At 66.3% G+C, this 13,611-nt stretch carries 13 protein-coding genes and 1 pseudogene; 9 read left to right on the forward strand and 5 right to left on the reverse strand.

Annotated features, from left to right (window positions below; genetic code table 11):
- Positions 1-37: 37 nt before the first annotated feature.
- Together ACRDUX_RS40910 and ACRDUX_RS40915 are read right to left on the reverse strand one after the other, a co-directional pair.
- Complete coding sequence (locus ACRDUX_RS40910; protein WP_526423287.1) at positions 38-445, reverse strand: YciI family protein; 408 nt, start codon at positions 443-445, stop codon at positions 38-40.
- 121 nt (positions 446-566) lie between these two features.
- Positions 567-1,880 carry a multidrug effflux MFS transporter gene (locus ACRDUX_RS40915; RefSeq protein ID WP_526423288.1) on the reverse strand — a complete coding sequence of 438 codons (1,314 nt, stop codon included), beginning with the start codon at positions 1,878-1,880 and terminating at the stop codon, positions 567-569.
- Between the two features lie 288 nt (positions 1,881-2,168).
- Between ACRDUX_RS40915 and ACRDUX_RS40920 the strand changes: the two genes are divergently transcribed.
- The 6 genes from ACRDUX_RS40920 (at position 2,169) to ACRDUX_RS40945 (ending at position 7,901) form a co-directional block, all read left to right on the forward strand.
- Entirely contained in the window at positions 2,169-3,044 is an 876-nt protein-coding gene (locus ACRDUX_RS40920; RefSeq protein ID WP_526423290.1) for a branched-chain amino acid ABC transporter permease, read from the forward strand.
- Complete coding sequence (locus ACRDUX_RS40925) at positions 3,041-4,075, forward strand: branched-chain amino acid ABC transporter permease (RefSeq protein WP_526423292.1); 1,035 nt, start codon at positions 3,041-3,043, stop codon at positions 4,073-4,075. Before ACRDUX_RS40920 ends, ACRDUX_RS40925 begins: the two co-directional genes overlap by 4 nt.
- Positions 4,072-4,788 carry an ABC transporter ATP-binding protein gene (locus tag ACRDUX_RS40930; protein WP_526423294.1) on the forward strand — a complete coding sequence of 239 codons (717 nt, stop codon included), beginning with the start codon at positions 4,072-4,074 and terminating at the stop codon, positions 4,786-4,788. Before ACRDUX_RS40925 ends, ACRDUX_RS40930 begins: the two co-directional genes overlap by 4 nt.
- Entirely contained in the window at positions 4,781-5,518 is a 738-nt protein-coding gene (locus tag ACRDUX_RS40935) for an ABC transporter ATP-binding protein (protein WP_526423296.1), read from the forward strand. The genes ACRDUX_RS40930 and ACRDUX_RS40935 overlap by 8 nt, the downstream gene beginning before the upstream one ends.
- Positions 5,519-5,571: 53 nt before the next feature.
- Positions 5,572-6,852 (forward strand): amino acid ABC transporter substrate-binding protein, encoded by a 1,281-nt coding sequence (locus ACRDUX_RS40940; protein ID WP_526423298.1) that lies wholly within the window; start codon positions 5,572-5,574, stop codon positions 6,850-6,852.
- Between the two features lie 137 nt (positions 6,853-6,989).
- Positions 6,990-7,901 carry an NAD(P)H-binding protein gene (locus ACRDUX_RS40945; RefSeq protein WP_526423300.1) on the forward strand — a complete coding sequence of 304 codons (912 nt, stop codon included), beginning with the start codon at positions 6,990-6,992 and terminating at the stop codon, positions 7,899-7,901.
- A 77-nt stretch (positions 7,902-7,978) separates the two neighbouring features.
- On the opposite strand, the gene ACRDUX_RS40950 is transcribed toward ACRDUX_RS40945, so the two are convergent.
- Positions 7,979-9,106, reverse strand: a complete 1,128-nt coding sequence (locus ACRDUX_RS40950; RefSeq protein WP_526423302.1) for a substrate-binding domain-containing protein — start codon at positions 9,104-9,106, stop codon at positions 7,979-7,981.
- 61 nt (positions 9,107-9,167) lie between these two features.
- Between ACRDUX_RS40950 and ACRDUX_RS40955 the strand changes: the two genes are divergently transcribed.
- The 3 genes from ACRDUX_RS40955 to ACRDUX_RS40965 all read left to right on the forward strand — a co-directional run bounded on the left by ACRDUX_RS40955 (position 9,168) and on the right by ACRDUX_RS40965 (position 12,444).
- Entirely contained in the window at positions 9,168-9,533 is a 366-nt protein-coding gene (locus tag ACRDUX_RS40955) for a MarR family winged helix-turn-helix transcriptional regulator (RefSeq protein WP_526423304.1), read from the forward strand.
- 568 nt (positions 9,534-10,101) lie between these two features.
- Positions 10,102-11,346 (forward strand): formamidase, encoded by a 1,245-nt coding sequence (fmdA, locus tag ACRDUX_RS40960; RefSeq protein WP_526423306.1) that lies wholly within the window; start codon positions 10,102-10,104, stop codon positions 11,344-11,346.
- 48 nt (positions 11,347-11,394) lie between these two features.
- On the forward strand, positions 11,395-12,444 hold the full coding sequence (locus tag ACRDUX_RS40965; protein ID WP_526423308.1) for an alpha/beta fold hydrolase: 1,050 nt from the start codon (positions 11,395-11,397) through the stop codon (positions 12,442-12,444).
- Positions 12,445-12,474: 30 nt separating this feature from the next.
- Here the strand turns inward: ACRDUX_RS40965 and ACRDUX_RS40970 are convergent, their stop codons facing one another.
- Positions 12,475-13,170, reverse strand: coding sequence for a GntR family transcriptional regulator (locus ACRDUX_RS40970; protein WP_526423310.1), 696 nt, complete (start codon positions 13,168-13,170; stop codon positions 12,475-12,477).
- A gap of 94 nt (positions 13,171-13,264) precedes the next feature.
- Positions 13,265-13,611 (reverse strand): annotated as a pseudogene (locus ACRDUX_RS40975) (dihydroxy-acid dehydratase); the annotation flags it as partial.

The following is a 13,611-nucleotide window of genomic DNA, read 5'->3' on the forward strand; positions in this document are numbered from 1 at the left end:
GGCCTCGTCCACCGGGTTCATTGCGGGAGCAGCCGTCTCATTCGGTGACGGTGCTCGACGCCCCCATGAACGGCCGCAGTTCGAGCCACTCGTGGATCGGCTTGCCGCCCGCGCCGGGCGCCGCGGACAATTCACCGGCCAGTTCGACGGCGCGCCCGTACGAGTCGACGTCGATGATCATGAAGCCCGCGATCAGGTCCTTGGTCTCCGCGAACGGGCCATCGGTGACGGGCGGCTTGCCCTCGCCGGCGTAGCGGACCCAGGCGCCCTCCGACGCCAACGCCTGGCTGTCGACGTACTCGCCGCTGTCTCGCAGGCGGTCCGCGAAGTCCTCCATGTACTGGATGTGCGCCTCGATCTCGGCCGGTGTCCACTGGTCCATCGGCACGTCGTTGACGGCGGCCGGCGCTCCCCGGTAGTGCTTGAGGAACAGGTACTTGGCCATGATGTTCTCCCTTCAGAGTGCGACCCTAGTTGGTCGCTCACCCCTGGGACGGAGCCGTCACGACGTCCTCGACATCCGCCGTCGAGCTTTTTCGAGCCCGTCGTTCGACAAGCCGTCTCGATCACGCCGCCGCGCCGACTCGAGTCGTCTGCTTCACCGCGGTCATCAGCACCGCCACCAGCCCGACCGCCGCTGCGACGTAGAACCAGCCCAGGGGCGCCTGTGACCGCTCGGGCAGCCAAGCCATCAGCGCCATCGCGAGGGTGATCGTTGCGTAGCAGAATGTGCTGATCAAGCCCGTGACAAGTCCGATGTTGCGCGAGAACACGCCCATCGCCAGACCCTTGGTCAGCGGGTCGAGCACTCCGATGCTGAGCAATGCCAGCGCAGCGCCACCGGTGATCGCCCACGCGGAGAGTCCAACGAACTGCGCGGAGACCAGCATGACCACACCGGCCAGCGCGAGGACCGCGGATCCGCCGATGGCCAGCCGCCGCGTGGTGGTCCGCCGGGCCAACGCCCCGCATGTCGCCGCGCCGAAGAAGTTTGCGGCGCCAACCCCGAGGGCGACGAACCCGTAGGTGGCAGAGGAGAATCCGAGGCCGGTCTGGTAGAGGAAGGGGCCAACGACACCGAACACCGTCTGAGCCGCCGCGACCAGACCGAACATCGTCGCGAAGGCGACGAAGGATCGATTGCGCATCGCCTCCCCCAAGACGCCAGCCGCGGCTCGCAGGTTGATCGGCGATCGGCGGTCGTGCTGCAGCGTTTCCGGCAACACCATGACGACCAGGAGCCCGACGGTCGCAGTCAAGGCCGCAAGCACCACGAACACCAGCCGCCACGACCCGAACTGCGATATGAAACCGCCGACGGCCGGCGCGACCACCGGAGCTGCTCCCCATGCCGCACCGAGCAGGCCCAGGACCGAAACCAGCTTGGCGCCACGGAAGCAGTCCGCCGCGATGGTGGCGGCCAACAACAGGCACGTCCCCGCGCCGAGACCTTGCAGAAGCCGCAGCCCGATCATCAGCGGCAGGTTGCCTGCCAGCGCGCAGCCAATGCTCGTCAACGTCATCAATCCAAGACCGGCCATCAGCACGCGCTTGCGTCCGATTGCGTCGGCGATCAGTCCAGCGGGCAACACCACCAGCGCCATGCCCAACACGTAAGCGGTGACGGTGTTCTGGACGAGGGTGTTCGACGCCGCGAACTGCTCGGCGATCTTGGGCAGCGCGGGCGTGTAGAGGTCGAAGGCAACCTGTTCGAGGGGGGCGACCAGAAGCAGGACGCCGATGAGTCGCCGGGCGGCGGAACCGCTCCACTCCCGCGGGCGTTGGGCATCTCGATGTGCGTTTTCAGATCGTCGGCCGGGAAGAATGCCGCTGTCCGACGTGCTGCTTGGAAAAGGCTTGCATGGCAATGTCGTTGACATCGAAAGGCTCCGTTCTCGGCGGTCACCTGTGGTGGTGTGACTTCGAAATTACGGAGGTCGGTCGACGGTGTCGTGCTTGTGTGCACTACTCGCGCAAGCATCGTTAGGCGCCCTTGTACGCATTGTGCTCACGCCCGAAACTCCGGTTCAGGCGATGAGCTGGCTCCGCTGGGCCGAGAGGCGCCGGGGGCAAACCGATCGATCTATTGTTGACAAACCTACGCCCCGGAACCTACGCCCCGGATACTCTCCCAGCAGCAGCCCTGCCCGCTCTGCCGAGAGGACGCCGTGACCGAACTGGCGCAAGCGCTCGTCGGGGGAATTCTCATCGGTGGTCTGTATGTCGCCATCAGCATCGGCTTCTCGATGTCGTTCGGCGTTCTCGACGTCGTCGACCTCGCGGTCGGGATGTGGGTGGTTCTCGGCGCGTTCGCGGCGATCGTGGCCAGCGACATGCTGCGGATCGACGCGTTCGCACTGCTCCCGGCGGTGTTCGTCGTCTTCGGAGTCGTTGGCTGGCTCATCGCGCCCCTGATCTATCGGGTCCGGACCAGCAAGTACGCACTGCCGGCGCTGATGGGGCTGGCGTTCACCTTCGGGCTCGCCACGCTGATCCGCGGCGGCCTGCTCACGGCGTTCGGTTACACCCCGCGCACCGTGTGGACCGACCTCTTCCCCGGCAACCTCGAGCTGCTCGGCGTCACCGCACCCACGATTCGGGTGGCCGGCTTCGCCTTTGCATTGGTCGCGACCGGCCTGTTCCTGGTGTTTCTGTTCTATACCCGCACGGGCCTCGCGATCCGGGCCACCGCACAGAGCAAAGAGAACGCCGGGCTGATGGGCATCGACGTCAAGCGGATCAGCAGCCTGGTGTACGCCATCTACACCGCCCTGACCGCGATGGCCGGCGCGCTGCTCGGCGCCATCTACGCGATGACTCCGGAAGTCGGTCTGCGCTACACGCTGTTCGCGTTCTTCGTCGTGGTGCTGGCCGGGCTCGGCTCGGTGGTCGGGGTATTGGCCGCCGGACTGTTCCTCGGCGTGCTGCAGTCGGTGGTCACGACCTACGTCGGCGCCAACTACACACTGCTGGTGGTCTTCGCGGTCTTGTTCATCGCGCTGTTGTTGTTCCCGCAGGGCATCTCGCGACGGGGGCTGGCGTGAGGAGACCCGCCAGACCCGCCTCTGGTGGTAATCCCTTCCTCAACCTCGGCGTGCTCGCCCTCGTCGTCGCGGCGCTCTGTCTGCTGCCGATGATGACCTCGCCGTACTACATCCGGGTAGCCACCGGCGTCGCCTTGTGGGCCGGAATCGCCTTGTCCTGGAACGTGATCTGCGGGTACGCCGGCTACATCAGCTTCGGCCACGTCGCCTTCTTCGGCATCGGCGCCTACACCACGGCGATCCTGATGCAGCCCCAGCACAATTGGAACTTCTGGGCGACCCTTCCGGTCGCAGCCGTCATCGCCGGCGCCGTTGCGGCGCTCGTCGGTTGGCCCGCGCTGCGACTCAAGGGCGCGTACTTCGCCATCGCGACCTGGGCGCTGGCCGAGGCTGTCCGCGAGCTCACCACGATCCTCGACTTCACCGGTGGCTCCGGCGGACTCACCACGCCCATCCGCAACGACGACAACTTCTTCTTCTACACCATGCTCGCCGCCGCGGCGATCGCCTACGCCGTGTGCTATCTGCTGCTGGAACGGTCCCGGTTCGGTTTTCGGGTGAAGGCGGTGCGCGACAACGAGATCGCCGCCCGCGCGCAGGGCATCAACACCACGCTGGTCAAGATCGCGGCGTTCGTACTGAGCGCGATCATCCCGGCCGTGCTGGGTGGCATCAACGCCTACTGGATCACGTTCATCAACCCGCAGAGCGTGCTGAACACCATCATCACCGATCAGCTGGTGGTGATGGTGCTCGTCGGCGGGCTCGGGCACGCGTGGGGTCCGGCGCTCGGCGCGACCGTGTTGTACCTGTTCGACGAGCAGCTCCGGGTCAGCTACGGCGAGACCACCGCATACATCATCATCGTCGGCGCCCTGGTGATGGCGTTCGTGCTGTTTCTGCCCGACGGGCTGGTCAGTCTCGGGCGGCGAGCCCGACGAATGCGCCTGGTACGCCAGCTGCTCGGCCGCGCCCGCGACGACGTCGCGCCCCCGCGAACGGGCAGCGCGACCGAGGAGGCCCGACGATGACGGTGCTGGCGGTTGACGACCTGTTCCGTGCCTTCGGCGGCATCCGTGCCGTCGACGGGGTCACGTTCGACGTCGAGCAGGCCGAGATCGTCGGCATCATCGGGCCGAACGGCAGCGGGAAGAGCACCCTGTTCAACCTGCTCACCGGCGCCCTGAAGCCCGACGCCGGCGCCATCTCGCTGTTCGGCCGGAACATCACCCGGCTCGCTCCGCACAAGATCGCCCGGGCTGGCCTCGGACGCACGTTCCAGATCCCGGCGCTGTTCGTGAACATGACCGTGCGGGAAAACCTGTGGACCTCCGCGGTGCAGTTCGACTGGGACAACGCGCGGGCCGACGCGGACGCGGTGCTGGAGCGCCTCGAGCTCACCCATGTCGCAGAGGATCTCGCCAGCAGCCTGTCCGGCGGTCAGCAGCGGCTACTGGAGATGGGCCGGGTGCTGATGCGCAAGCCGAAGGTCGCGCTGCTGGACGAGGTCGCCGCCGGCGTCCATCCACGACTGCGCCAGATCATGCTCGACGCCATCCGCACCTTGCGTGACGCGGGCACGACGTTCCTGGTGATCGAGCACGACATGGAGCTCGCGCAGGACATCTGCGACCGGATCATCGTGATGGATGCCGGAAAGATCGTGGCGCAGGGCAGCTTTGAGGAGATCTCGCACGATCCGCACGTGATGGAGGCGTATCTGGGGGTGCCGACCAGTGAGTGAGCACCACGACTCCGAGGGCAGCGTCGTCACCGTCGAAGACCTCGACGCGGGGTACGGCAGCGTGCAGATCCTGCACCAGGTGTCGATGACTGCGCGCACCGGCGAGGTCACGTGCATCTTCGGGCCGAACGGCTGCGGGAAGAGCACCCTGCTGAAGGCGATGGTCGGTGTGATCGACCCGTGGGCGGGCAGCGTCACGATGGACGGCGACGACCTCACCCACCTGCCGTCGCATCGCACGCTCGGCCGCGGGCTCGCGATGATGCCGCAGGGCGGCGGCGTGTTCCCCCACCTCTCGGTGCGCGACAACCTCCGTATCGGCGGATATACCATCCGCTCCCGAAAGCGGCTGGACCAGCGGATCGAGGAGCTGCTGACGGACTTCCCGCGACTGCGCGAGCGGTATGGCGTGGCGGCCGGCCAGCTGTCCGGCGGCGAGCAGATGATCCTGTCGATCGCCCGTGCGCTCATCTTGAACCCGCGGTTCCTGCTGTTCGACGAGCCGTCCGCGGGCCTGTCCCCGAAGCTCGTCGGCGATGTCCTGGCGCGCGCCGCCGAACTGTCCCGGCGCGGCGTCGGCGTGATCATGATCGAGCAGAACATCCGCGAGGCGATGCGGGTGGCCGACAGGATGTATGTCCTGGTGGCGGGACACAACCGGTTCGACGGCACCCCGGCCGACGTCGAGGACGACCGCGAACTCATGCACCTCTATCTAGGGGGCCGCTGAACGATGAACGGCTCCCGCCCGCAGCCCGTCAGGGCGACCCGAGAGGAATGATCATGTCCAACAACATCAACCGGCGACTCTTTCTCACCAGAGCCGGCCTCCTCGCGGGTGGTGTGGTGGCCGTGCCCAGCGTGCTCGCTGCGTGCGGCGGCGACACGGGCGGCGGCGGGACGACCGATACGTTCAAGGTCGGCGCCGTGCTCGAGCTGTCCGGCGAATCCGCGACCGGTGGACAGATCGCCCAGCGCGGCTACCAGCTCTGGGCCGACACGGTGAACAAAAAGGGCGGGCTGTCGATCGGCGACAAGAAGTACAAGGTTGACCTGGTCGTGCAGGACTGTAAGAGCGACCCCGCCACCGCCGCCGACGCGACGTCGCGGCTGGCCACCGAGGAAGGCGTGAACGCCATCTTCGGCGCGTACACCAGCGGCGTGCAGATCGCGATGGACCCGATCTGCGCCAAGTACCGGGTGCCGTGCATCGCCGGTTCGGCGGAGTCTCCCAGCATCTGGAAGAAGCAGCCCGCGTTCACCTACGGCGTCATTCCCGCCGTCGACACCACGGCGGCCCGCTCGATCCAGTCGATCGTGGACACCGCGACGCCCAAGCCGACGACGGCGGCCGTGGTCGGTGCCAACGAGCCGTTCTCCGACGACACCGCCCAGGGCTTCCGCAAGGGGGCCGAGGACGCGGGGCTGAACGTCGTGCATTTCTCGCTGTTCCCGCCGAATGCCGACCTGGCGCCGGTCGCCAACGTGGTCGCGGCGCAGCGGCCCGACATCGTGGCGGTCGGCGGCCACGACGTGCTGCTGGTCGACTTCGTGAATGCGATGGCCGCGACCGGCTACACACCGAAGGCCATCATCGAGCACTACGGGATCACCGATGCCTCCTTCGCGAAGGCGCTCGGCCGCCGCGCCGACGGCGTGATGGGGATCTCCGTCTGGTTGCCGACCGCGTCCTTCCGTGATGACCTATTCGGCTCGGCCGCCGACTATGCGAAGGCATTCGAGCAGGCGAACGGCACGCCACCGGACTACACCGCCGCCGGATGCAGCGCCGCCGGGCAGGTCCTGCAGGCCGCGGTCGAGAAGCTGGGTGAGACGCCGACGCTGTCCGAGGACGCCAGGGGCAAGCTGAATGACCTGATCGCCGCCACCGACCTGACGACCTTCTACGGACCGATCAAGTTCGCATCCGAGGGCGACCACTTCCACAACAACACGGCGCTCACCCCGATGCTGGTCCAAATCCAAGGCGGGCAGGTCAAGGCAATCGCGCCACCGGACTCGGCACAGGCGAAGATCATCTACCCGCTCCCCCCACTGGGCTGAGCACGGTCACCACCCACCGGAAGAGCGCCAATCTGGTGTTGCGCCGATTGAACTCGAAGGGCACTCGATGACCGCACACCCTGACCCGACGGCCACACGACCGTGGCGTCCCGGCTCACGAGCACGGCCGGGCACTCATGGCTGATCGAGCGCTGAACCTGATCACCGGTGTCGCGGGCGCCTTCAGCAGCGTCAGCCGCCTGGTTGCCGATTATCTGCTCGATGGCGGCGAAACGGTGCGGGCAATGGTGCACCGCGACGACGGTCGAGCCGACGCCCTGCGCGAACGAGGGGCCGAAATCGTCGTCGGTGACCTCAAGAACCCCGGTGACGTCACCGCGGCCATGCGCGGAGCCACCCGGGTGTTCTTCAACATGGCGGTCTCGGCGGACTACCTGGAAGCCGCGGCCATCGTCACTGCGCTCGCCAAAGAACACGGCGAGCTGGACGTGCTGGTGAACATGTCTCAGATGACCGTCTCGCAGATGACGTCGACCAGCAGCGAGGAGTCCAACCACCAGAGATGGCACTGGCTGGCCGAACAGATCATGAACTGGTCCGGGGTGCCGACCGTGCACGTCCGACCAACGGTGTTCCTCGACAACCCCCTGTTCACCCTGCTGCCGCGGCAGTCGATCGCCGACCGCGGGGAACTGGTCCTGCCCTTCGGCGATGGCCGCACCTCGCCGGTGGCCGCCACCGACGTCGCGCGCGTGGTCGCCGCCATCCTCCGCGACCCCGCCGAGCACATCGGCCACGTCTATGAACTGACCGGCCCGCAGATCCTGGACATCGACGGCCTCGCCGACCAGTACGCCTCGGCGCTAGGAAGGCCCGTGCGCGGAATCGACATGTCCCTGGACGACTTCCGCACGGCGATCAAGTCATTGGGCATATCAGCGCACACCACCGACCACCTCGTCACCGTCGCCAAGCTGCACCGCGCCAACCGCTACGACCGCTTCACCAATGACGTCGAAACCGTCACCGACCGGCCCGCCGAATCCGTCGAGAACTACATCACCGAGCACCGCGGCCTCTTCGGCTAAGTGAAACCAGAGCATCTCTCGCGCAACGCATTCACCCGGAATGGCACCGAACATCGCCGGTAGTGGCGGCGGAGCAGTCATCGCACCCGCGCGATGACGTCGAGTTCGACGCCGCGTGCCTTCGCCATGTGCACGGGGTGACGCGCCGATCCGCGGTAGAGGTCGACAGGGCCGTGCGGCGAGTCCCAGCCCCACTTGCTGAATGCGCGCCGCGCGTCCGCCACCGTCGGGACCGACGTGCTGGCAATACCTGCCAGCAGGTGCACCCCCGAGTATGTCGTCTCCGCCATGGTGCCGGGAGGTGGCGCTGCGGACTCTCCGATCGGTCCTGTCCCGTTCAGTAGATCGAAGGCACGAGCGAAGCCCACGGTGAACTCGGCCGCCGCTGCGGAGCCCAAGCAGGCGAACCACCCCGCGGAGATGAAGAGGTTTGTGGTGGCGTCGGCGCCGCTGGCGAGGATCACGGTTTCGTCGGTGAATGGACTGAAACGGGTGACCGTCGCGTCCAGTCCCTTTCCGGCGAACGCACGGTTGAACCGGACCGCGTCGGAGCCCACCAGCAAGGAGATGACTCCTTGTGCCCGACTGTGGATTACCTCGTCGAGTACCCGATCCCAGGTGGCCGCGTCGTCGGTGCCCAGCGGCAGGAAGCGCTCGCCGAGGATCGAGATGTCGCTGTGCTGCAGTCCAACTCGGGTCGCGGCGGCCGTGCCCCGTGGCCAGACGTAGTCGTTGCCGACGATGAACCACCGGCGCAGCTGCGACTCGGTGCGCAGCCAGTGCAGCGACGCCACGATCTGGTCGCCGGGGACCTCCCCACTGCACAGCACTCCGTCGCTACGTTCACCACCTTCGTAGGCTGCGGCGTAGACATAGGGCACTCGCCCGCGGACGACCTTGGCGATGGCCTGGCGGGCGTTGGACAGATGCCACCCGGTGACGGCATCGATGGAGCCCGAGTCCAGGAGGACCCTGATGGTGGCGGCCACCGTGTCGGGGTCGCCGCCGGCATCGACGTCGACGAATTGCACGCTACGGCCGGCGACTCCACCACACGCGTCGATCTCGGTGGCCGCCAGTTCCGCGGCGGCTCGACATTCGAGCCCGAAGATGCCCGCCGGACCCTTTCGCGGCACCGCGAGAGCAACCCGGAAATCCGTCGCTCGACTAGCTTTGGGTTCGAATACCGGCACGCTATCTGGCATGCTGGTGCTCCTCCGAGCCGCGGTGCGACCACGGGCCGGGAGTCGTCTCAGAAGGCAGGCCATGGACGTTGTCGCGGACGCGCTCGCGTTGCTCAGACAAGCATCCTTGGTGGCCGCGTGCATCGAGGACGCGTTGTCTGGCACCGATCTCACGGTGGATCGCTGGCGCGCGCTCGCATACATCGAGTCCAGCCCGGACTGCTCGATGTCGGATGTGGTGGACACCCTGGTGGTTCCGTCGACGTCGGCGACCCGGATCGTCGACTTCCTCGTCGAGATCGGTGCCGTCTTCCGGACGTCGTCGCCGCGCGATCGTCGCAGGACTATCTTGCGACTGTCTGCGCATGGTCAAACGCTCCTCCGTGACGTCGAGCCGGCGATCCTGCGGACCAGTGCGCGCCAGGTGACCGAGCAGTCCCTGCCGTAGGCACGCCGTTCATCATCCTCCGCCCGACACCTCACCGCAGGCGGGCCGCGATGTTGACAACGTGTAACACGTGGTCTGGGTGACACCTGATTTGTGACCCGTGTGTAAACAGATTTCCCGATGCGTGCGATTCCGTCGTCTGCCCTTGACGCGACTCGGCGAGAGGGTAGGTTCAGTCATGTTATTCCCATATGGGAATATCAATCCGGTCACTCCCGGAAGGGCGCCGCATGGCTCGCTATCAATATCGTTGTGTCACACACGGATTCATTCAGTCTCAGTTCCCGATCGGCACCGCCCCCTGCGCGGTGAACTGTGAATCCTGCCAGGTGCCGGCGCAGCGGGTGTTCGGTTCGGCGGCGCTGACCAGGAGCGACGGCGCAGGGGTGAAAGCGTTGGAGATGCACGAGAAGTCGCGATCTTCACCCGGGGTCGTCGTGCGGACGGGCGACAGCCCTACTGCCGCCCCGCGGCGCGGCGCGGATCCTCGCCACGCCCTTCTTCCACGTCCCTGAGGTTCACCGACAGCACCGATTCATCAGTCCCACAAGCCAATCGAGGAGACCACATGCCCGATGTCATCTTCCCCGTCGATCAGAGCAAGCCCTTCCGGGAGCAGCAGCTGGTCGGCCACAATCGGTGGCACCCCGACATTCCGGCGGTCGCAACCGTCAAGTCCGGTGACACCTTCCGCGTCGAGTCGAAGGAGTGGTTCGACGGAACCATCGTCAACACCGACGACGCGAACGACATCCGAGATTGCGACCTGTCCATGGTCCACCAACTGTCCGGGCCGTTCGCCGTCGAAGGTGCCCAGCCAGGGGATCTTCTCGTGGTCGACATTCTCGACGTCGGTCCGGTGCCGCAGCAGAGCGGCCCGGTCGCCGGGCAGGGCTGGGGTTACACCGGGATCTTCGCGAAGGAGAACGGTGGCGGCTTTCTCACCGACTGGTTCCCGGCAGCGTACAAGGCGGTCTGGGACTTCACCGGACAGAAGGCGACGAGTCGTCACGTCCCCGGTGTGGAGTTCACCGGGCTCATCCATCCCGGCCTGATGGGGACGGCGCCGAGCGCAGACCTGTTGGCGACCTGGAACGCGCGGGAGGCCGCGCTGATCGCGACGGAGCCCGATCGCGTCCCCCCGTTGGCGTTGCCACCGCAGCCGGTCAACGCGGTGCTCGGCAACCTCGCCGGCGCCGAGTACGAACGTGTCGCGGCGGAGGCGGCGCGGACGGCGCCCCCACGGGAGAACGGCGGCAACCAGGACATCAAGAATCTCTCCAAGGGAAGCCGGATCTTCTATCCGGTCTTCGTCGACGGTGCCAACCTCTCGCTGGGTGATCTGCACTTCTCCCAGGGGGACGGTGAGATCACCTTCTGCGGCGCCATCGAAATGGGCGGATACATCGACCTGCGGGTCGAGATCATCAAGGGTGGCATGGAGACCTACGGTGTCACCACGAACCCAATCTTCATGCCCGGCATCGTCGAACCGCGGTACTCGGAGTTCCTGACGTTCGTCGGCTTCTCGGTCGACAAGAACGGTACGCAGCACTTCCTGGACAGCACGCTGGCTTACCAGAACGCCTGCCTGAATGCGATCGAGTACTTCTCGAAATTCGGCTGGACGCGCGAGCAGGTATATCTCATCCTCGGCGCCGCCCCCGTCGACGGGCGTCTGTCCGGCGTGGTGGACGTACCGAATTCCTGTGCGACGCTCTACGTTCCGACCGCGATCTTCGATATCGACGTACGGCCCTCGGCCCGTGGCCCGCAACGTGTCGACCGCGGCCAGTGCGCGGTCAGCACCTAGCCGCCAGTCGCCACAGGCCGACAGCAAAGAACTGAAAGGGATTTCATCATGCCTGCACCCAGCGATGCCGAGTACTTCGATCTCGGCGACTTCACCCTGCAGAATGGTTTCACGCTGCGAGAAGCGAAACTGGCCTATAAGACCTACGGCACCCTCAACGCCGAGAAGACCAATGTCATCGTCTATCCCACCTGGTATTCAGGGTGGCACACCGACAACGAGTGGCTGGTCGGCACCGACAAGACGCTCAACCCCGATGAATGGTTCATCATCATTCCGAACATGATCGGCAACGGACTGTCGTCGTCGCCGTCGAATGCACCGGCGCCCTACGATCGGGCGCGCTTTCCCGACGTGACGTTCCACGACCAGGTGCAGGCACAGCACAAACTCGTCACCGAGAAATTCGGCATCTCGACCATCGCGCTAGTGACCGGGTGGTCGATGGGTGCGGGGCAGACTTACCAGTGGGCGGTGAGCCACCCCGAGATGGTGCAACGCGCAGCACCGTTCTGCGGCTCGAGCATCACCGCACCGCACAACAAGGTCTTCCTGGAGTCGTTGATCGCCGCACTCACCGCCGACGCTGCATGGGCCGACGGTGACTATGCGCCGAATGCGCTTCCCATCAAAGGTTTACGCGCATTCGCCCGGGTCTACTCGGGCTGGGGCTACTCGCAGGCGTTCTATTGGGAGGAGGCCTGGCGAGAGCTCGGCTTCACCTCGTTCGACGACTTCCTCTACGGGTTCTGGGAGAACTTCTTCCGTGATGGGCGCGATCCCAACAACCTGATCACCATGCTGCGGACGTGGCACAGCGGAAACGTCGGCAACACACCGGGATTCGGCGGTGACGTCGAGAAGGCACTTGCATCGATCCGGTGCCCGCTACTGGCGATGCCGGCCGAGAAGGACCTCTACTTCCCGCCGGAGGACGAGCACTGGGCGTCTCAGTTCATCGCACACGGTGAAGTGCGAGTCATTCCCGGCATCTGGGGTCATTTCGCCGGGGGTGGGGTGAATCCCACCGACACCGCATTCATCGACGCCGGCATCCGGGAACTGCTGGCCAAACCGGGGTACTCGCCAGCGAGCTGATGCCGCGGGTCGCCTGTCGATTCCACCGAACTACTTCACCGGCAAGGGTGGCGGCGTGTAGTCCCGAGCCAGGGCCTCATCACCCGTTGACTGCGTCAACAGCAATCGCACGGTCTCGACCAGGTGATCCCGCATCCGCGCTGCGCTGGCCTCGGGGTCACGGTCGCGGATACCGTCGAGAATGCGCTCGTGCACCAGCAGGATGTCGGCCAGGGTCCGGGTGACGGTCGTGGACAGTCCGCGGTCCATCATCTGAATCCGGGTGTTGGCCGCCACCTCGGTAACGCGCCGGTTTCCGGCGATATTCAGGATCGCGGCGTGGAAGTCGACATCGGCTGCCTGGAACCGGGATTCATCGCCGACCTCGGCCGCCTCCCGCATCCGGTCGAAGGCCTCCTCGACCGGGCCCAGCAGTTCGTCGGTCAGCAGTTCCGCGGCCCGGTACGCCGACGGCACCTCCAGCAGCAGCCGCAGCGAGTAGATCTCCTCGATGTCACGTGTGGACACCTCGAGGATCCGGACCCCGCGGCTGCGCTCGAACCGCACCATGCCATTGCCGGCCATCCGCAGCAGCGCCTCGCGCACGGGCGTCCGCGACACTCCCAGCCGTCCCGAGATCTCCACGACGGAGTGCATCGTCCCCGGCCGCAGTTCGCCCGCTCGGACGGCGCGCATCAGCTCGTCGTAGACCCGATCTGTCAGCGAGACCTGCCCGGGGTCGAACACGATCAAGTCTCCCTGGTGAGCCGGCACATTCCGGTCAGCATAGATGTATGCAGCATGCGCCGTGTTGCTTCCGTTCGGCCGTGTCGGGCCTCGTTCACAGGAAGGACAGGTCCGCGCCCTGGCTCGCGGGCAATACCGTCTCCTCGTACAGCCGGCGCCATCCCCTGGCTGCCCGCGGCGGCGGCGTGAACGACCGAAGCCGTTCAGCGATCTCCTCATCGGGGACCAGCAGGTCGATCGACCGGTTCGGTACGTCTAGCCTGATCAGGTCCCCATTTCGCACCACCGAAAGCGGGCCGCCCACGGCCGCCTCGGGATCGCAGTGCAGCACTACCGTCCCGTAGGACGTGCCACTCATCCGCGCATCTGACACCCGCACCATGTCCCGTACCCCGGCCCGCGCCAGCTTTGCCGGAATCGGCAGCGCACCCGCTTCCGGCA

Source organism: Mycobacterium sp. (assembly GCF_050701675.1).
GTDB lineage: Bacteria > Actinomycetota > Actinomycetes > Mycobacteriales > Mycobacteriaceae > Mycobacterium.